General features: G+C 70.1%; 15 protein-coding genes. 10 read left to right on the top strand and 5 right to left on the bottom strand.

Features of this window, described 5'->3' with window-relative positions; translation table 11 throughout:
• Nucleotides 1-16 precede the first annotated feature (16 nt).
• Complete coding sequence (locus WDV86_RS03115) at nucleotides 17-724, bottom strand: hypothetical protein (protein WP_339566131.1); 708 nt, start codon at nucleotides 722-724, stop codon at nucleotides 17-19.
• A gap of 245 nt (nucleotides 725-969) precedes the next feature.
• Between WDV86_RS03115 and rfbD the strand changes: the two genes are divergently transcribed.
• From rfbD to WDV86_RS03090, 5 genes are all read left to right on the top strand, one after another.
• The gene (gene rfbD, locus WDV86_RS03110; protein ID WP_445262920.1) at nucleotides 970-1,794 is read left to right on the top strand and encodes a dTDP-4-dehydrorhamnose reductase; all 825 of its coding nucleotides are present in this window, start codon (nucleotides 970-972) and stop codon (nucleotides 1,792-1,794) included.
• 113 nt (nucleotides 1,795-1,907) lie between these two features.
• The gene (locus tag WDV86_RS03105; protein WP_339566175.1) at nucleotides 1,908-2,951 is read left to right on the top strand and encodes a class I SAM-dependent methyltransferase; all 1,044 of its coding nucleotides are present in this window, start codon (nucleotides 1,908-1,910) and stop codon (nucleotides 2,949-2,951) included.
• Nucleotides 2,952-3,189: 238 nt separating this feature from the next.
• Nucleotides 3,190-4,188: a hypothetical protein gene (locus WDV86_RS03100; protein WP_339566129.1), complete on the top strand. Its 999-nt coding sequence runs from the start codon at nucleotides 3,190-3,192 to the stop codon at nucleotides 4,186-4,188.
• 131 nt (nucleotides 4,189-4,319) lie between these two features.
• Complete coding sequence (locus tag WDV86_RS03095) at nucleotides 4,320-4,685, top strand: hypothetical protein (protein ID WP_339566128.1); 366 nt, start codon at nucleotides 4,320-4,322, stop codon at nucleotides 4,683-4,685.
• 113 nt (nucleotides 4,686-4,798) lie between these two features.
• Nucleotides 4,799-5,605 (top strand): hypothetical protein, encoded by an 807-nt coding sequence (locus WDV86_RS03090; protein ID WP_339566127.1) that lies wholly within the window; start codon nucleotides 4,799-4,801, stop codon nucleotides 5,603-5,605.
• Nucleotides 5,606-5,654: 49 nt separating this feature from the next.
• Here WDV86_RS03090 and rfbA read toward each other — a convergent pair whose 3' ends face one another.
• Nucleotides 5,655-6,524 carry a glucose-1-phosphate thymidylyltransferase RfbA gene (rfbA, locus tag WDV86_RS03085; protein ID WP_339566126.1) on the bottom strand — a complete coding sequence of 290 codons (870 nt, stop codon included), beginning with the start codon at nucleotides 6,522-6,524 and terminating at the stop codon, nucleotides 5,655-5,657.
• 15 nt (nucleotides 6,525-6,539) lie between these two features.
• Here rfbA and WDV86_RS03080 point away from each other — a divergent pair, with 15 nt between their 5' ends.
• A complete protein-coding gene (locus WDV86_RS03080) occupies nucleotides 6,540-7,607 on the top strand; it encodes a glycosyltransferase family 2 protein (RefSeq protein WP_339566125.1) in 1,068 nt (355 codons plus the stop codon).
• Nucleotides 7,608-7,623: 16 nt separating this feature from the next.
• On the opposite strand, the gene WDV86_RS03075 is transcribed toward WDV86_RS03080, so the two are convergent.
• From WDV86_RS03075 to WDV86_RS03065, 3 genes are read right to left on the bottom strand one after another with little or no spacing between them, the layout of a single operon-like run.
• The gene (locus WDV86_RS03075) at nucleotides 7,624-8,760 is read right to left on the bottom strand and encodes a glycosyltransferase family 4 protein (RefSeq protein ID WP_339566124.1); all 1,137 of its coding nucleotides are present in this window, start codon (nucleotides 8,758-8,760) and stop codon (nucleotides 7,624-7,626) included.
• A complete protein-coding gene (locus WDV86_RS03070; RefSeq protein ID WP_339566123.1) occupies nucleotides 8,757-9,530 on the bottom strand; it encodes an ABC transporter ATP-binding protein in 774 nt (257 codons plus the stop codon). Before WDV86_RS03070 ends, WDV86_RS03075 begins: the two co-directional genes overlap by 4 nt.
• Nucleotides 9,523-10,383, bottom strand: coding sequence for an ABC transporter permease (locus tag WDV86_RS03065; RefSeq protein ID WP_339566122.1), 861 nt, complete (start codon nucleotides 10,381-10,383; stop codon nucleotides 9,523-9,525). The genes WDV86_RS03070 and WDV86_RS03065 overlap by 8 nt, the downstream gene beginning before the upstream one ends.
• A gap of 363 nt (nucleotides 10,384-10,746) precedes the next feature.
• On the opposite strand from WDV86_RS03065, the gene WDV86_RS03060 reads away from it, so the two are divergent.
• The 4 genes from WDV86_RS03060 to WDV86_RS03045 form a co-directional block, all read left to right on the top strand.
• Nucleotides 10,747-11,589 (top strand): hypothetical protein, encoded by an 843-nt coding sequence (locus tag WDV86_RS03060; protein WP_339566121.1) that lies wholly within the window; start codon nucleotides 10,747-10,749, stop codon nucleotides 11,587-11,589.
• Entirely contained in the window at nucleotides 11,577-14,723 is a 3,147-nt protein-coding gene (locus tag WDV86_RS03055; protein ID WP_339566120.1) for a glycosyltransferase, read from the top strand. The genes WDV86_RS03060 and WDV86_RS03055 overlap by 13 nt, the downstream gene beginning before the upstream one ends.
• Before the next feature lie 780 nt (nucleotides 14,724-15,503).
• Complete coding sequence (locus WDV86_RS03050) at nucleotides 15,504-16,829, top strand: SpoIID/LytB domain-containing protein (RefSeq protein WP_339566174.1); 1,326 nt, start codon at nucleotides 15,504-15,506, stop codon at nucleotides 16,827-16,829.
• Nucleotides 16,830-17,033: 204 nt separating this feature from the next.
• Nucleotides 17,034-18,375 (top strand): peptidoglycan recognition protein family protein (locus tag WDV86_RS03045; RefSeq protein WP_339566119.1); only part of this gene is annotated, 1,342 nt, incomplete at its 3' end.

The raw sequence follows: 18,375 nt of genomic DNA, 5'->3' as shown, positions 1-18,375 counted from the left end.
CGCGTACGCGCTGACGTCAGGTCGTGACGGGGCGCGTCGTCCCACCCCAGATCGAGGCGGTGTCCGAGGTCACCAGTCGGAGCTGGGCGCCCTTGGGGAGGTTGAGGTGGTGCGAGACTTTCCCCTTGCTGTCGGTCCTGAGCGCGGCGACCTGCGTCCATCGGCCGTTCACGAGGCGCTGGAGGCTTGCCGGTCGGCCGGTCCAGGGGACGAAACGGCCGGCGGTGCTGTGGAACGCCTGCGCGGTACCGCTGACCTGCACGGCGTCTCCACGGCGACTCGCCGACAGCCGCAGCGAGGAGTGAGCGCGGATGTCTACCGTGACCTGACGGTCGAGGAGGGTGCAGGAGCCGTCGCTGGTGCGCCAGGCGTCCACCTTCCATGTCTGCTGGCCCCAGTGCGTCAGGCTGCGCGCACGCAGATTCACCCCCACCTTCTGCACAGTCGGCCGACCCCAGTGGAGCGTCGTCGAGGAGCCGTTCGCGATGACGCGGCCCTGGCGGTCGGTCAGTGCGACGCCGGTGCCGTCCATGCGCTGGTCGGTGACCACGGTGATGACGACGCGCTGCTGCGCCGCCCTGACGTGCACGCGCGTCGGCGCGTCGGTCGCCCGGATCTGCTCGGCCTGCTTCGTCGCAAGCACCGACGCCGAGCCGTTGCCCGTGGCTGTGGCGGACGTCGGCGTCGCGCCGACGGCGGCGCCGCCGCCGCCGAGCAGGAGCACACCCACGGTGATGGCCGCGACGGCATGGCGTCGGAGATGAGGGTTGCGCATCGGTTCTCCCTGAGGTCGTCGCTGAGGCTTCTGCTCGACCCATCGGCCGGATCGAGCCACGGCACCTGTCCTCGGCTCAATCCGGCCCGCTTGTCACTCGTCCAGCCCTGGCTCCTCGCACCTCCTCGCGCCTCCGGTGGTGCGAGCATCGCCCGGTGCAGAAGCGGACTTGGGTCGTGGTCGGAGCCGGCGGCATGCTGGGGCGCGAGGTCGTGGACCTCCTGCGAGCGCAGGGACGAGTGGTCAGAGGCCTCACGCGCGCCCAGCTCGACGTCAGCGACGCGGGCGCCTGCAGGACCGCCCTGGAGGGTGCGGACGTCTTCGTCAACGCGGCGGCGTGGACCGCCGTCGATGCCGCCGAGGAGCACGAGGCCGAGGCCTTCGCCGTCAACGCCCAGGCCGCGGCCCACCTCGGGCGTGCCGCGAGCGATGTCGGCGCCCGCCTCGTGCACGTGTCGACGGACTACGTCTTCGACGGTCGGGCGGACGCGCCGTACGCCGAGGGCGCCGTCACCGGGCCGCGGTCGGCTTACGGGCGTACCAAGCTGGCGGGCGAGTGGGCGGTGGCGGCGACCTGCCCGGACCATGTGCTGCTGCGGACCGCCTGGCTGTACGGCGACGGGCCGTGCTTCCCGCGGACCATCGCTCGGCTGCTCGGCCAGCGGGAGACGATCTCCGTCGTCGAGGACCAGCACGGGCAGCCGACGTGGACGCGCGACGTCGCGGGGCTCCTCGTGCGCCTGGTCGACGCGGAGGTCCAAAGCGGCACCTACCACGCCACCTCGGGGGGGCGGGCGACGTGGCGCGACCTCGCGCAGGAGGTGGCGCGCTCGCTCGGGGCCGACCCGGCGCGGGTGCTGGCCACCACCTCGGCGGACTTCCCGACCCCGGCCGAGCGCCCGGCCTGGAGCGTGCTGGGGCACGATGCGCTGGCCGCCGCCGGGGTCGAGCCCATTGGTGAGTGGCGTGACCGGTGGGCAGCGGCTGCTGACCTCGTTCTCGGCGGACATCAGCCGTGACGGCACGAGCATGACGAGGGCATGTCCTCGCCGACGGCGGTCGGGCTGACTACCTTGTCGTGCTCCCGCTCGAAAGCGTGCGACGGGGGACAACCCAGGAGGAAGTACTGGCCATGTCGGCGACGTCCTTGCGACCCAGCCTCCGCTGGTGCCCCAGTTGCCATGGGGACATCGAGCACTTCGCTCCTGGACCCAGCGGGCGGCCGGACGCCACCTGCCCGGCCTGTGGCGCCCACGAGCGGCACAGATTTCTCGCGGTCCTCCTCGACGGCCTGGCGCCGTGGTTGACGGGCGCCTCCCTCGTCCTGGACGTCGCTCCCAGTCGGCAGATGGCCCGGCGCATGGCTCGGCTCTGCCCTCGGGGCTACGCCAGTCTCGACTTCGACCCGGCGGCCGACGGCCGGCGGGTCGACATCCGCGCCAGCCTCACAGCTCTGCCGCTGCCGGACGACTGCGTGGACCTGCTTCTCTGCTACCACGTGTTAGAGCACGTCCCCGAGGATAGGACTGCGATGAAGGAGATCGCGCGAGTTCTGAAGCCCGGAGGCCTGGCGCTCATCCAGGTGCCTTGGCGCGGCGATCAAGCCACCGACGAGGATCCGAGCGCCTCGGTAGAGGAGCGGGTTCGTCGCTTCGGCCAGTCCGACCACGTCCGCCACTACGGCAAGGACTTCGACGACCGGCTGGTCGCGGCAGGCCTCGACGTCACCCGCCTCACCCCGCAAGGCGTGCTCGGTCGCCTGGGTTGTCAGCTGATGCGGCTCGTGGAGGACGAGGCGGTCTGGGTGGTGCGTCCCCGACGCCAGGGCGATGAGTCCTGGCACGCCGTCGAAGGGGCTGAGGGATCTTCGACGGCGTTCTTGACCAGGCTCGTGGCCGAGGCTCGAGCACGCGAACGTCGTCACGACGCCTCGCTCGTGAAGGCACGCGACGAGGCTATGTCGCAGGTCTCCGCGTTGGAGGAGGTCGAGCGTCGCGCAAGAGAACTTGGCCGGCAGCTGAGAGCGAGAGACCGAGAGCTACGCGCAGCACGCGAGGAGGCGCGCCGCTGGCGGCGCGCGTACGAGAAGATGCGAGGCCGGCTTCCCGTACGAGTGGCCGCCGGCCTCCTCCGACGGCTGCGTCTTCTGCGAAGCAGACTGACGCGCTCCGCCTAGCCGCCCGGCCGGCCCGCCGGGGTGGCAGGTCAACCAACGTGGGTCAGTTCGTGCCCGGTACATCTAAGGTCCACGGGTGCGACCAGATGCAACGTCGATCGAGCCAGCAGAGAGCGGCGGAGTCGCCCGGAGGCGGGTCCTCCTGGTCAGCTCCAACGGCTCAGGCATGGGTCACCTCACCCGACTTGTCGCGATGGCGCGACGGGCGGGTAGCGGCACGCGACTACGCCTGATCTCCATGTCTTCGGCCGTGGCGCTGGCGGCTGAAGGCGTCGTCCCCTACGAGTATGTGCCGTCCGCAGACGATCTCGGCATCTCCGCCCGGCGCTGGAACCCGATCCTGCAGAGACGCCTGGACCGCGAGATCGCCCACAACGCCCCCGACGTGCTCGTCTTCGACGGCACCTACCCCTACCGGGCGGTGGCCGAGGTCAAGCGGCGTCACCCGAGGCTGCGAACCGTGTGGTCGCGACGGCCCATGTGGAAGCCGGGGATGGGAGCTCGACAGCTCGGGCTCTCCGGGGCTTTTGACCTCGTCATCGAGCCGGGCGAGCTGGCAGCCGACCTCGACCGCGGTCTGACGGCGAGCAGGGACGACGCGCTGAAGGTGCGACCGGTCACGCTGATGGACAGACAAGACGTCCTCGGACGCGCCGAGGCGCGGTCAGCGCTCGGCATGGACCCGGAGGCGCCAGCTGCCCTGCTCACGATGGGCGCGGGGGCGTGGCAGGACGTCGACAGCGATCTCGGCTCGCTGGTCAACGGTCTCCGCGTGGGCGTGCCCGAAGCGCAGCTGCACCTCGTGCGACCGAGCATCGCCCGCTCGAGCGCCGAGCTGGGGGAGGGGATCCGCGCGCTTAGCGTGTACCCGCTGAGCCGCTATCTCGAGGCCTTCGACCTCGTCGTCACGGCCGCCGGGTACAACACCTTCCACGAGACAGTCGCGCTCTCGAGACCGGGTGCCTTCGTCGGCGTCGAGGCGCAGCTTGACGACCAGCCACAGCGAGCGCGCTGGGCCGAGCGCGAGGGTGTCGGACTGGACCTGCGTCCCCGGGAGACTGCGTCTGTCGCTCGCGCTGCAGCACTGCTGGCGTCCCCACGGAGAGCGGCGATGGTCAGCGAGAGGTGCCAGGCGTTATGGCCAGGCAACGGCGCCGCCGACGCCATGGCAGCCGTAGAGGCCGTCGCTGACGGGGCTGAGGTCGGAGACCTGCTCGCCACGTCCGTGGTGCCATGAGACGCGCACTGCTCGACCGTGCGGCTCGACGGGCTGCCGGACCGGTCATGACTCGTCTCGCCCGTGTAGCGGGAGGTCCGCCGCCGGGACTGCGTCGAGGTCACGGCTTCGTGCCGCGCGACGTGCCCGTCGTGCTCGTCGTCCTCCTCGGCGCCGGTACCCCTGCCGTCGACCGGGCTCTTGCAGTGGTGAAGGAGGTGCAGTCGGCTCGCGACAGCTTCACCCCAGTACTTGTGGTGGACAACCCCGACCTTCTCCCGCCGGTGCGTCGAGCGGGGTACGTCGTGGAGCTGGTGGGTCCGTATGGTCTCGCCGAGACCGTGCGAGAGGCAAGGAAAAGCTATGCGGCGGACGACGTCCTCTGCGTCGTCGAGGACGCAGTAGAAGGTGCCCTCGCGAGCGGCCTCGAGGCCTTCGCCTCCGGGGGCGACGTCTGTCTCTCGGCGGTCGAGCGAGCGCGCCGAGCGCTACGGCGGTTAGAGCACCGTTTGAGGTGACTGTCCGTGATTTCGTCTGACTTCCTGGCGACAACTGCTTCCCCGCGGCGTGCTCCCACGGCATGCTTCGGCCAGCTACCCACCGCGGGGTGCTCACAGCTCGAAGGAGAAGCATGAAGCGCAGTCTGTCGGTCCTCGCCGCGTCCGCAGCGGTTGTCCTGGGCCTTGTCGTCTCAGCACCTGCCGCCTCGGCGGCGACGGGCGACCTCGACCTCTACCTGGCCAACCCGGCCGACCGCAGCGAGAGCCTCGAGGCTCTCGACATCGGGAACATACTCGAGGGCGACGTCCCGCTGGTGTGCGACATCGTCGACGACGCCGACGGCGCCGTCCCGGTCATCTTCAACGACGGTGCGTGGTTCTCGCCCGGCGCGGACGGCGAGGTCACCTTCGGACGCGCCGGTGACGTGCCGCTGTGCGGCGACTTCGGCGTCGTGGACGCGGACGAGGAAGAGGCTGCCGACACCTTCGCCGTGCGCCGGGGCAACCGGTACTTCATCTCCGACCAGCCGGCTCGCTTCAACGCCAGCGGCGCTGCCGTAAGGAGCTTCGTCTTCGGCCGGGCGACGGACCAGGCTTTGGTCGGGGACTGGGACGGCGACGGGGTCGACACCATCGCCGTGCGCCGGGGCAGCACCATCTTCTACGCGACCGCCAACGTGGACGGCGGAGGTGAAGTCCGCACGTCTTCTTACGGCCGCCCCTTGGACATCGCGGTCGCCGGTGACTTCACGGGGCAGGGCTACGACACGGTCGCCGTGCGTCGGGGGAGCGCCTTCTTCGTCTCCCAGGGGCGGCCAGGCCAGCTGCTCTCCACCTCCAGCTCCTTCCAGTACGGCAGGGCGAGCGACGTCCCCGTCGCAGGTGAGCCCTTCCGTGGCGAGAATTCCTTCTTCGGGGTCGTGCGCATCGAGCGCTGACGGATGCCGCGTGGGTGGGTTGTTCTCAGCGCGCCCACCCACGCGGCCGTCACCGCGGGTCGACGAGTAGCCCGAGGAGATACTCGCCGTAGCCGCTCCTACGCAGCGGCTCGGCCAGGGCGCGCAGTTGGTCATCGTCGACCCAGCCCTCGCGCCAGGCGATCTCCTCGATGCAGCCGATCTTGTAGCCCTGTCGAGCCTCGACCACTTGCACGAACTCCGAGGCGGCCATCATGTCGTCGACCGTCCCGGTGTCGAGCCAGGCGGTGCCGCGTTCCAGGACCGTGACGGCGAGGTCTCCGCGACGCAGGTAGGCCTCGTTGACGGCCGTAATCTCCAGCTCTCCGCGGGCGCTTGGCTCGACGCTGCCCGCGATGTCGACGACGTCGCTGTCGTAGAAGTACAACCCCGGCACGGCGTAGGAGCTCTTGGGCTGCTGAGGCTTCTCCTCTAAGGAGAGCACCCGTCCGTCGTCGGCGAACTCCACGACCCCATAGGCCTTGGGGTTGCTGACGTGGTAGGCGAAGACGTGGCCCCCGGAGATGGTGGAGAGTCGTCGAAGCGCGGTGCCGAGTCCTGTGCCGTAGAAGATGTTGTCGCCGAGCACGAGCGCGACGGGCTGGTCGCCGATGAAGTCGGCGCCGATGATGAAGGCCTGGGCGAGTCCCTCGGGTCGCGGCTGGACGGCGTAGGAGATCTCCATGCCCAGGTCGGAGCCGTCGCCCAGCAGCCGGCGGAAGGAGTCCGAGTCCTCGGGGGTGGTGATGACGAGGACTTCGCGGATGCCCGCCATCATGAGTGTCGAGAGCGGGTAGTAGATCATCGGCTTGTCGAAGACGGGCATCAGCTGCTTGCTGATGGCTCGCGTGATCGGCCACAGGCGCGTGCCGGTGCCTCCGGCCAGGATGATCCCTCGCATGGTGCGGACGCTACCGTGAGCGCCCTTATGGATCCCTCCTCCACGCCGACGACCGCGCGTCCGCAGACGGCGCCGGGAGCGGCTGCGGCGCCGCCGGTCTCGGTGGTGATGACGGTCCTGGACGAGGCGCACCACCTGGCCGAGAGCGTCGAGCGCTCGCTGGCGCAGGAATACGACGGCGAGCTGGAGGTCGTCGTCGCCGTGGGGCGCAGCGCCGACGGCACCCGGGGGGTGGCCGACGCCCTCGCGGCCTCCTCCGGCGGACGTGTCGTGGTCGTCGACAACCCCGACCCGCGCGGCGCGACCCCCGCGGGGCTCAACGCCGCCGTCGCGGCCGCCTCCCACGACGTGCTCGTGCGCGTCGACGGGCACTCGATGCTGCCGCCCGGCTACGTCGCGACCGCTGTGGAGGCGCTCCGCGCGACGGGCGCCGACAACGTGGGCGGAGTCATGGCGGCCGAGGGCAGCACGCCCTTCGAGCGCGTGGTCGCGCGCGCCATGACGACCAAGCTGGGCGTCGGCAGCGCGCCCTTCCACACCGGCGGGCGCGCGGGGCCAGCCGACTCCGTCTACCTCGGTGTGTTCCGCCGCAGCGCCCTGGAGCGCGTCGGCGGTTACGACGAGCACTACCTTCGCGCGCAGGACTGGGAGCTCAACCACCGGCTGCGCAGCACGGGGGGCGTCGTCTGGTTCGACCCGCGCCTGCAGGTCTCCTACCGCCCCCGCTCGACGCCGGCGGCGCTGGCCCGTCAGTACTTCCACTACGGCCGCTGGCGCCGCGCCATTGTGCGGCGCGACCCGAGCACCCTCTCCGTGCGCTACCTCGCGCCGCCCGCAGCGGTGCTCGGCGCGACCGCGGGAGCCCTCGTCGGGCTGCGATGGCGGCCCGCGCTGGGGCTGCCGGGCGCGTACGCCGCGCTCCTGCTGGGGGGCGGCGCCGTCCTCGGCGGGGGTCTGGGGCTACGTGGGCGCCTCGCGCTCGCGGGCGTCTACGGCCTCATGCACGGAGCCTGGGGCGCCGGCTTCCTCACGAGCCCAGCCGCTCTGGCCGGGCCAGTGGGCGGCCGCGGTGACGAGGAGTGAGGGCCTCGACCCATGGTCACCTCGAGGCCCAAGCCTCGAGGTGGGCCGCGAAGCGCTGCCCGTCGCGACGCCAGTCAAGCTCGGCGAGGGCGTAGGCCCGGCCGGCGGTGGCGAGCGCCTCGCGGTGGGGAGGGTCGTCCCGCAGCGCCCGGACGGCAGCTGCGGCCGCCGCTGGGTCCTCGAAGGGGACGACGACACCCGCGCCCGCCCGCTCGAGCAGCTCGATGGCCGCGCGGTTCGGTGTCGTCACGACAGGGAGCCCGTATGCCATGTACTCCATGACCTTCGTGGGGCGCGAGTGGGCGTAATTGGGCTCGTCGTGCAGCAGCGAGAGCCCTGCCAGCGCTCCCGGCAGGCCCGCGAGCGCCTCGTCGTTGGGCACGAATCCGCGCCAACGCACCAGACCCGCGTCGTGCGCTGCCTGCAGCTGCTCGCGGACGTCGGCGTCGGCGGGCCCGACGACCTCCACGAAGACCTCGCCGGCGAGCAGCCGGCCCAGCTCCACGAGCTCGAGGCCTCCGCGGGGAGCCGTGACCCGGCCGAGGTAAACGACTCGGTCGGTCCCGGGCGGCGGCACGTCGCCCTCGGGGACGAGGACGCTGTTGGGCACCACTGGGTGGTCGCGTCGGAACCGACCGGCGTACCCCTCCTCCGCGAGCGTCAGGCGCAGGTGCCGCTCGGCCGTCCGCTCCACCGCCCTCACGACCGCCGGCAGGAGGCGCCGCGTCGGCCCGGGCAGCCATGTCTTCATCGAGAGAGCCGCGGCGGTGTCCTCGTGGACGTCCCAGACGATCACGGGTCGACCGCGCGCGTCCTGGGTACCCGGGCGTCGGACCGCCAACCGGGCGAGGAGGACGGCGACCAGCAGCTCCGGGTCGTGCAGCAGGACGACGTCGTGCCGAGGTCCGAGCTCACGCAGCACTGCCGTGGCGGCTCGGAGCGCACGGGCCCGCCGACGACCTGTCGCACGGGGGAGGTCCACTGGGATGACGCCGTCTGGCGGGGTTCGGCCGTAGGCCGTGAAGGGTGCGGCGTAGGTGACCTCGTGCCCGGCCTCCAGCAGCGAGAGCAGTTGGCGGTGGCGGATCCGCGCGTCCTGCGGGTCATGGACGACGGTGACGACGAGGACGTGCGTCCCGTCCACGACGCTCACCTGGTGGAGTCCTTGTAGGCGGGGAGGACCTCTTCCACCGGCCCGTCCATGCGGAGGAGGCCGTGGTCGACCCACAGGGCGCGCGTACACGTCTCCTTGATGGCGCCCATCGAGTGGCTGACGAGGAAAACGGTGCCGGCGGCGGCCCTCAGCTCGCGGATGCGCTCCTCGCTGCGCCGACGGAATTCGGCGTCCCCGACCGCCAGGGCTTCGTCGACCAGGAGAACCTGGTGCTCGGCAGAGGCCGCGATCGCGAAGCGCAGACGTGCACCCATGCCGGCGGAGTACGTGGCCATGGGAAGGTCGATCGCCTCACCCACCCCGGAGAAGTCGACGATCTCTTGGTACTTCTCCGAGACCTGCGCCGGTGTCATGCCGAGGGCGAGCCCGCCGAGGACGACGTTGCGTTCTCCTGAGAGGTCGTTGATAAGAGCTGCGTTGACCCCGAGGAGCGTCGGCTGTCCCTTGGCGTAGACAGCCCCGCGCGTCGGCGTCGCCAGGCCGGCGATGGCCCGCAACAGGGTGCTCTTGCCCGACCCGTTGTGGCCGACGACACCGATGCTCTCGCCCTCGTGCGCGGTGAAGCTGACGCCGCGAAGAGCGTGCACCACCCGAGACCTCTTAAGCGCGCCTGGTCGTCGTGCCACCTTCGAGGCCCTGTCGGCGCGTCTCCCGCCGGCGAGGACGCGGTAGTCGACGACCAGGTCGTCCACGACGACGGTGGGACGTTCGAGGCTCTCCTGTGTCGAGGAGGTCCGAGGCTCACTCACGGCCGTAGCGCTCCTCGGCTCGCCAGAAGAAGAGGAAGCCTGCGATGACGGAGAGGAGCGCCCAGCCGAGACCGAGCAGCCACGTGCTTCCGTCGACCGCTTGGCCATCCACGAGGGCCCCTCGCACGAGAGAGATGTAGACGTGGACGGGGTTGAGCAGCGCGACGACCTCGACAGGCCGCGGCAGCCCTACGCGGTCTACCGCGTAGAAGATCCCACTGGTGTAGAAGAGCAGGCGTGTGATGAAGGGAAGCAGCTGTGTGACGTCCCGGATGTGCAAGGTGGCGCGTGCGGCGACGAGACCGACGCCGGTGCTGAAGGCGGCGAGGAGAGCGAGCGCCGGCGGGAGACCCAGCCACCGCAGCGCCAGCGGCTCCCCGAAGACGAGGCAGATCACCGCGGCGACGACCATCATCGGCCCGAGACCGAGCAGCTGCTGCAAGGTCGTCGCCAGAGGTAGCAGTGCTCGCGGAAAGTGCAAGGTGCGCACGAGGCCCAAATTCCCCGTGATCGCCTTCGCCCCGTCGTTGAGGCAGCCGGCGAAGAACTGGAAGACGAAGATGCCGACGACGAGGAAGGGGACGAAGTTGTCCGGGCGGGTGCCGGCCGGGAGGAGCAGCCCGAAGACGAGGCCGTAGACCCCAGCGTTGAGCAACGGTCTGATGACGACCCACGCCATGCCGAGGCGGTTGACCTCGTTGCTCGCCCTGAACCGCGAGCGGGCCAGCTCGAGCAGCAGCGCGCGTCGGCCCGACAGGGCCCCGACATACTGGAGGAAAGGTGGACGTCCTCCGAGACGAGGAAGCCCAGCCCGCCGGGCGATCTCGGACGGCGAAGAGACGGCGTCGGTCACAGCCGTACGACTCGTGCGGCAACGGTCATCGGCGAGGACCCATCAAGGAGTCTCCTAGACGCGTCGTCTGCGGCCCCGTGGCACCTGCTCAGAGCAGGCAACGCGACCGACTGTACGACGGCGTGACGGGCAGCCAGGTCGTCGTGCGCCACGTCTCATCCCTTCCTAGATCGGCTCACGGTCACTGGGCATCGCTCGAGGGCGGCCCACGGCCCGGGGAGTCTGCCACCTCCTCGCAACCCGCCGATGGAGGTGGGCCGAGTGACGCGTGGGTCCCCGTACATTGCGGCCGTCCCCTCACACAGGTGGTGCCACTGCATGCCAACAGCTGCCCTGCTCGCCCATGCCGATCAACATGGCTTGGTGCCGGCGTTCGTCCTCCGGCACGCGCGTGCCCTCGCCGACGTCGTCGACACTCTCGTCGTCGCCTCGTCGGCGCCCTTGCGGCCGGAGGCGGCCGCAGCGCTCGGCTCGATCGCCGAGGTGGTGCCCGTGACCGGGTCGTCAAGCTGCTGGGTGTCGTGGCGAGAAGGGATGTCTCGCCTCGGTGACTGGCGCAACCTTGACCGGTTGCTGCTCGTCGACAGCGCTGTCGCCGGTCCGTTCCGTCCGCTGGGTGACGTCCTCGGGGACGTCGTGCCTGGTACAGCTCGTGGCGTCTGCTCGACCGGCCCCTACCTCCAGTCGCAGCTGCTCGACCTCTCCCCGGAGGTCCTTGCAGCACCTGCCGTCCACGCCTTCTGGACAGGTGTCGAGGCTCTCGGGCCTCGACCTGATGCACATCTGCTCCAACGAAATTTCAGTCGGGTCGTCTCTGCCTCCGGGCTCGACGTGGAGCCTCTCTTCCGACCTCGAAGGAGTGACCGAGTGAGAGCTCGAGCGCTGAGTATGCGGAGGTCCCTGGGGCAGGCCGTCACGAAGCGGGGCCAGCAGCGGCGAGCGGCGATGGAGAGTCTGCGTCGGCCACCCGTCCGCCTGCTGGACCCCATGACTGAGCACTGGTACCGCGCTATCGACACGTCGCTGCCCTACCTCGACCTCAGCGTCCTGCTCGAGGACCCGGCGCGAGTTGGTCGTGAGCACATGCTGACGACTCTCGAGGCTGCGCACCCGGAGGCGATGACAGGGGTCAGGGACTATCTGCACCGGCTATCAAGTGAGGCTCTGCCTCGCAGCAAGAGGGTGGTGAACCTGTGGTCGACCTGAGAACCATTGCTCAGCGGACGGTCCGCAACTCCAAGGCGGCGCGACCGCTCGTCAAGGCAGCAGGCCGTGGAACGTCCGCGATCGACGTGCTCCGGTCCGGGCTCTTCGACCAGGACTGGTACGAGGAGCAGCTGGGCCGTTCGATGTCGAGTCCTCTCGCGGCGGCCGCTCACTACGTCGCACGCGGTCGCTTCGCGGGTCTCAGCCCCCATCCTCTCTTCGAGCCGGAGTGGTACGTGGGGGCCGTGTGGCGAAAAGCCGACAGAGACCCTCTTGCCACCTACTTGCGGTATGGAAGCCGCGAAGAGGTCTCCCCGCACCCTCTCTTCGACCCGGCCGTCTGGCTTTCAGAGAACCCTGGTGCGATTAGCTGGCAGGGAGGTGCTCTTGGTCATTTCGTGGCGCACGCGACCTCCGAGACGCTTCTGCCTCTCCCTCCGTCGCTCGTCCAGGTGCGGTCTGCTGCCGGGTTAGGGCCGCTTACCTACGGCGACCTGCGCTCTCACCTGTCGACGTCGGTCGCCGAACGGCGGAGGGGGGACAAGCTGCGGACCGCGCAGCGGATCAATGACAGACACGACTGGGAGGCTGACCGGGCTTACGTCGCGGCGGCCGCGCGTCAGGATCTCGGAAGAGAGGTCGACGGGGGACCTCTGGTCAGTGTCGTCATGCCGGTCTACAACCGGGCGACAACGGTCGTCGCGGCCATCGCTTCCCTGCAGGCGCAGACACTCGAGGCGTGGGAGCTTCTCGTCCTCGACGACGGCTCCACCGACGGAACCGGTGCCGTCCTCGCGGAACTGGCGGCCAGCGATTCGCGTATTGTCATCCTGCCCGGCGCGCACGAGGGTATCTCGATCGCCCGTAATGCCGCGGCTGCCCATGCCAGCGGCCGTTACCTCGCTTTTCTCGACTCCGACAACATCTGGAGGCAGGATTTCCTGCAGACAGCGGTTGCCGGGTTGCAGACGGTCGGCGGCCGTGTGGGCTACGCGACCTCTGAGCTGCGTACGGCGGCTGGGTCGCGTTTCCGCGACTTGGACGCCCAAGTTGACCACCTCGCTGTCCGTAATCACGTCGACCTCAACGTCCTGATCCTTGAGCGTGCGTTGTTCGAAGCGGTCGGTGGTTTCGACGAGAATCTGCGTCGGACGGTCGACTACGACTTGGTGTGGCGAGTAGGAAAGCTCGCCCACCTGCACCACCTCCCTTTCGTCGGTGTGGTCTACGACGACGATGAGGCTGCCGACCGGGTGACCGTCCGGGAGCTCTACTCGTGGAAGGACGTGGTCAGAGGGAAGCACCTCGTCGACTGGGACCGTGAAGGCAGCAGGGGGCGGACGGAAGGTCTGACCTCGGCCATCGTGGTTGCCCGAGAGGACTGGTCCCCAGCGGTGCGGTCGGCACGAGGCGTCCTCGGTGAGGGAGGCGCCGGAGAGGCGGTCATCGTCGAGTGGTCCTCGCGACCGTCCGTCGGCAGGATCTTGGATGTAATCGCCCTGGGCGACCCTCGCATCTTGATTGAGCACGCCCCTGACGACGTCAGGACAGCGTTGGGTATCGACCTCGGGTTAGCGCGGACGTCGGGTGATGTCCTTTTCCTGCTCGCCCCAGGTGCCGTAGTTTCGCCGCAGGACGCGCGTGAGCTCCGGGCTCGGCTCGAGCGAGACGCCGCTGTCGCTGTGCAGCCGCTCGTCCTCGACGAGACCGACGTCATCACGAGCGCCGGCTGGACTTTCCCTGAGCGCGGCACGCTCCCGAGCCCCTTCTTGTGGGAGCACCCTCGGGAGGACGCGCGCCGCCTCGGTGACGTCGTGGAGGTGCCTGCGCTCGACGGTTCAGCACTGATGGTGCGCGCGGAAGCGGTGGTCTCGGTCCGCGGTGCGGACCCACTTTTCGCGGACGACCTGTGGGACGTCGACCTGAGCTTGAGACTCTCCAACCGCGGTGCACTGCTCCTGGTGCCCGGCACGCAGGTGTCAGTTCCTCGCGGGCACCTGAGTCGTTCGCCCGCGCTCGTCCGGTCCTCTCGGACCGCCTTCCTCATGCGCTGGGCCGGGAACGAGCCCCTCGACGGCCGTCCTCTCTGGCGCGCCGCCGGCTTCGACGTCAGTCACTACGCGCCCCGACGGCTCAAGGGCGTCCCCCTGCATCTTCGAGTGCCGGTCCCAGTCGTCGTCCGGCGCCCTGGCGATGTCCGTGTCGTCCATGAAGCCCCCGAGAAGCTGAGGTGGGCGATCAGGACGGCCACCCCTCCTGGCGTCGAAGGGCTGCACTGGGGGGATCTTCATTTCGCGGAAGCCCTACAGGCAGCGCTGCTGCAGCTCGGACAGGATGTCGTCCTAGACGGTCGCGCGTCCTTATGGCGCGCCAGCACGCCTCTGGACGACGTCACGCTTTCCATCCGAGGCAAGCTGCCTCTTCCTCCGCAGCCTGGAGCGATCAATCTCCTGTGGGTCATCAGTCATCCACAGAGGGTCACCGAGCAAGATCTAGCGGGTGTCGACGCGGCGTTCGCGGCAAGCATCCCGTGGGCACGCTGGGCGAGTGCTTGGTCGGGCCGCGTCGTCACACCGCTGCTGCAGGCGACTGACCCCGCACGTTTTACCCCTTCGGCGGCCCCGGCGGACACCGGGGAGAAGGTGCTCTTCGTCGGGAACTCGCGGGGGGTCTACCGGCCGGTCGTGCGCCACCTCGTGGAGGCGGGCGTGCCGATGAGCGTCTACGGCGGTGGGTGGGAGGGGATCCTGGGTGAAGAGGTCCTCAAGGGGACACGCGTCGATAACGCTGACCTCCCGGCCAAGTACCGAGCTGCTGGAATTCTCCTGAACGACCACTGGGAGGACATGCGACAGTTGGGCTTCGCCTCCAACCGCCTCTTCGACGCCGCAGCGGTCGGTGCGAGGATCGTGAGCGACGCCGTCGAGGGCGTGGACGACATCTTCGGTGGCCTCGTACGGAGCTACAGCGGACCGCACGAGCTGGTGGATCTCGTCCGGCAGGGCGCTGACGGCTTTCCCGACGAGGCTACTCGTCTTGGAATTGCCGCCCGCGTCGCGCGTGAGCACTCCTTCGAGGCCAGGGCCCGCGTGCTCCTCGACGCCGCGCTCGTCGCGCGCCGTCGAAGGGGCTGACAGGGAAGCTGCTCGTCCGATAGCACTTCTGGTCCGTTCAGGGACGAGGGAAGTTGGTCGTCTCCAGCGACCGCTCGGGGCTGCCGAACGAGCGCCATGCGCTCGATCACTGCCCACCTCAATGCGGCCTCCGTCCGTCGGCGCCACGTCGCGCTCGTCCTCATCGCCGTCCTCCTGATGCCGCTGCTGCCTTTGGCAGGAGCCACGGGGGCCGAGGCGGCGTCGTGCCCGGCGCCCGCTGGCGCTGCGCCTCGTGACGACGCGGGGCCAGCGGACGCCGATGTCGTCGTCCACGGGCACGGCTACGGGCACGGCATGGGACTCAGCCAGTACGGCGCGCGGGGTGCTGCCCTGCTGGGATGCTCCGCCGGGACCATCCTGCGGACCTACTACCCCGGCCTGACGCCCCGTGACGTCCCACTGGCTGGCCAGGTCGCCGTCGAACTTCTCGTCGGTGGTCTGCGCGCGCAGGTGCGGGCGGAAGGTGGACCCGTCACCTGGCGCTCAGGGGCTGCTGCCGTGACCCAGCCGGCCGGTACGGCGTGGTCTGTCGTCCGTGCGGGGTCAGGATTGGCTGTCCGTTCCGGGACGGAGGCGAGCGCGCCGGAGGTCCCGGCTCTGCGGACAGCGCCCGGTGCCCCTCTCACCGTCGACCACCCCGGTGTGGTCACCCGGACGAGCACGTGGTCCGCATCAGGGACCACCGGGCTGGTGAGGCGCAGCCGCGGCGACGTGACGCGACTCGTGGGAGGCCCGACGGGGCTGACCGTCCACGAGGTGATGCGAGACGACCGTCGGGGACGGGCGGTCGAGAAGTACCTCCGGGGCCTGGGTGAGATGCCCGTCTCCTGGCCGGTCGAGGCGCAGGCCGCCCAGGTCGTGGCGGCGAGGAGCTTCCTGCTGGGCAAGTGGCGTGGGTCGGAAGGTGCCTACGTCGTCCGTCCGACGACGTCGGACCAGGTCTGGTTGGGTGCCGACAAGGAGGAGGAGGACCGGCGGTACGGGGGGAAGCTGGCGGCTGCCGTCGCCACTACGTCGAGCGGCGGCTCGGGCACCGTCATGACGACTCCAGGCGGGTCGGTGGCGCGAGACCTTCTTTATGCCTCGTCCCACGGCGGGTGGTCGGAGAGCAACACCTATGTCTGGGGCAGCACGCAGGTACCTCATCTCCGGCCCGTGGACGACAGCCGGTGGGACGAGGCATCGGGCAACCCCTACCGGAGCTGGACCGTGGGGCTCAGCTGGGAGCAGGTGGCGAGGGCTTTCGGCTTCAGCCGAGTGGACGCGGTCTCCTTGCCGGAGCGGGGTCGTGCAGCGCGTACGGGTGGTGTGACCGTCACAGGTGTGCGGGACGGACGTGTTGTCCGTGCGTCCTTCACGGGCCAGCAGGCTCGGGACCGACTCGCCACGGTCGACCCAGCCGTCCGCTCGAGCGGCTTCACCTTCAGCGTCCCCTCCACGACGGAGGGAGTGGCGATCGCGGGGGACTGGGACGGCGACGGCCTGGACGAGGTCGCCTGGTGGCACGCGGGGGTCTTCACCTTGCGCGCCCGCGACGGCGGGTTGAGAACGGTCGCCTTCGGCCCGAAGGGCGGTGTCCCGGTGGCGGGCGACTGGGAGGGTGACGGCCGCGACAGCATCGGTGTCTTCGACGACGGTTGGTGGTACCTAGGGGACGCAAGCTCCTCCGGTGCACTGGAGCGCACCGTGCGGTACGGGACGTCGGGCGACCTACCCGCCCCAGGTCGTTGGGCCGCCGGGTCTGCGGACGGTCTCGGCGTCGTGCGGGGCAACCACTGGCTGCTACGGCCGTCCACCACGTCCGGGGCCGCGACCGCCGTCCTCTCCTACGGCCGGCGTGGCGACGCCATGGTGCCCGGCGACTGGGACGGCGACGGACGGGACGAGCCAGGCGCCCGGCGCGGGAACACCTTCCACCGGTCCGGCGCAGGCGCGATCCCCTTCGGCCGACCGGGTGACAGCCCTCTGGCCGGTCGCTGGCTCACGAGGACGGCAGATCTCCCAGGTGTGGGGCGGGAGGGCACGGTATGGGCCCTCACGAGGGAGGATGGCGCGTCGATGCAGCGCTTGCCTCTGCACCGATGAGTGCGCTCAAGGCACCTATCGGCACTGACGAGAGACGACGGGACGGACGAGATCGACGAGCCGACAGGAGCACCACCTATGCGCCGCACACACTCACGCCGGCTGACAGCCGCTAGCAGCGCCCTGCTTGCCCTCCCGCTGATGTCGCTGGCGACGCCCGCTTCGGCGTACCCAGTCTCGGCCGTACCGGGACCTTCTGGCCCTGTGGCTGTCGAGACGGCGCCGGTGGAGGCGACCGAGCAGAAGGTCGGCGTCGAGGGTGTCGACCGGGGGGCGCTCGCCGCTCTCAGGGAGGAGGGAGGCCCCGCCATCAAGCCGGAGCTGCTCTCGCCCGAGACGAAGGTCGACACCTTCGACCTGGTGGGGGTGACCTGGCCCGAGGTCGTCGGAGAGCGCACCGAGGACGTCCAGGTCCAGGTGCGGGTACGCGAGAGCGGCGGGTGGACGGAGTGGGAGGCCCTGGACGTCGAGGACGGCGGGCCCACCCCGGGCAGTGAGGAGTACGAGCGCTCTCGCAAGATCGTCGCCACCGAGCCACTCCTGACGCTGGGCGCCGACGCGGTACAGGTGCGGCTCGACAGCCCGGACGGGCAGGCGCCCAGCGGCGTGGAGCTCGCCCTCGTCGACGGCGGTCAGGGCGCGGCGCTCGCCGGCAGGGAAGCTTTGGACGCAGACCCGTCTGCGTCCGCGTCCGCCTCGGTCATGGCGTCGGCCTCGACGTCGAGTACTCGCCCCACGATCATCTCTCGTGCGCAGTGGGGGGCCGACGAGTCGATGGCCCGTACGGCGTCGCAAAATCGTACGGTAACGGCGATGACCATTCACCACACTGCGTCGTCCAACGCCTACACGAGCGCCGCCGGCGCGATGGCCCAGCTGCGATCCATCTACAGCTACCACACGAAGACCCAGGGCTGGTCGGACATCGGCTACAACTTCGTCGTCGACAAATTCGGCAACATCTACGAGGGCCGCCGCGGCAGTATCACCTCGAACCCTGTGGGGGCCCACGCCTCTGGCTTCAACACGAGCACGATGGGCATCTCGGCCCTCGGCAACTACGAGGCGGCCAGGCCGAGCTCTGCGATGGTGGAGTCGATTTCTAAGGTGGTCGCCTGGAGGCTTGGCGGTCAAGGTCTTGACGTGACCGGGCGGACGACGCTCACCTCGGCCGGGGGCTCCTCCCGCTTCCGCAAGGGGACGCAGGCCACGCTGCCGCGTGTCTTCGGTCACGGCGATGTCGGGTACACCGCCTGCCCCGGCGTCTACCTGAACGGCCAGCTGAGCACGATCCGCGCCAAGGCGGCCGCCTACGTCAAGTCGACGTCGGCTCCTGCGCCCCCTCCTGCTCCTGCTCCCGCGCCTCCGGCTCCTGCGCCGGTTCCGGTTCCGGTGGGTGTGCCGTTGGTGGGGGACTGGGACGGCAGTGGCGGTGCTCAGCTGGGGTGGTACCGGGACGGGTGGGTGTCCCTGCGGATGGGTCCGCAACAGACGGTGAGCTACCGGTACGGGCGTGCTGGTGATGTGCCGGTGGTCGGTGACTGGG

Source organism: Pseudokineococcus sp. 1T1Z-3 (genome assembly GCF_037482365.1).
GTDB lineage: Bacteria > Actinomycetota > Actinomycetes > Actinomycetales > Quadrisphaeraceae > Pseudokineococcus.
This window is presented reverse-complemented; position numbering and strand designations above follow the sequence as displayed.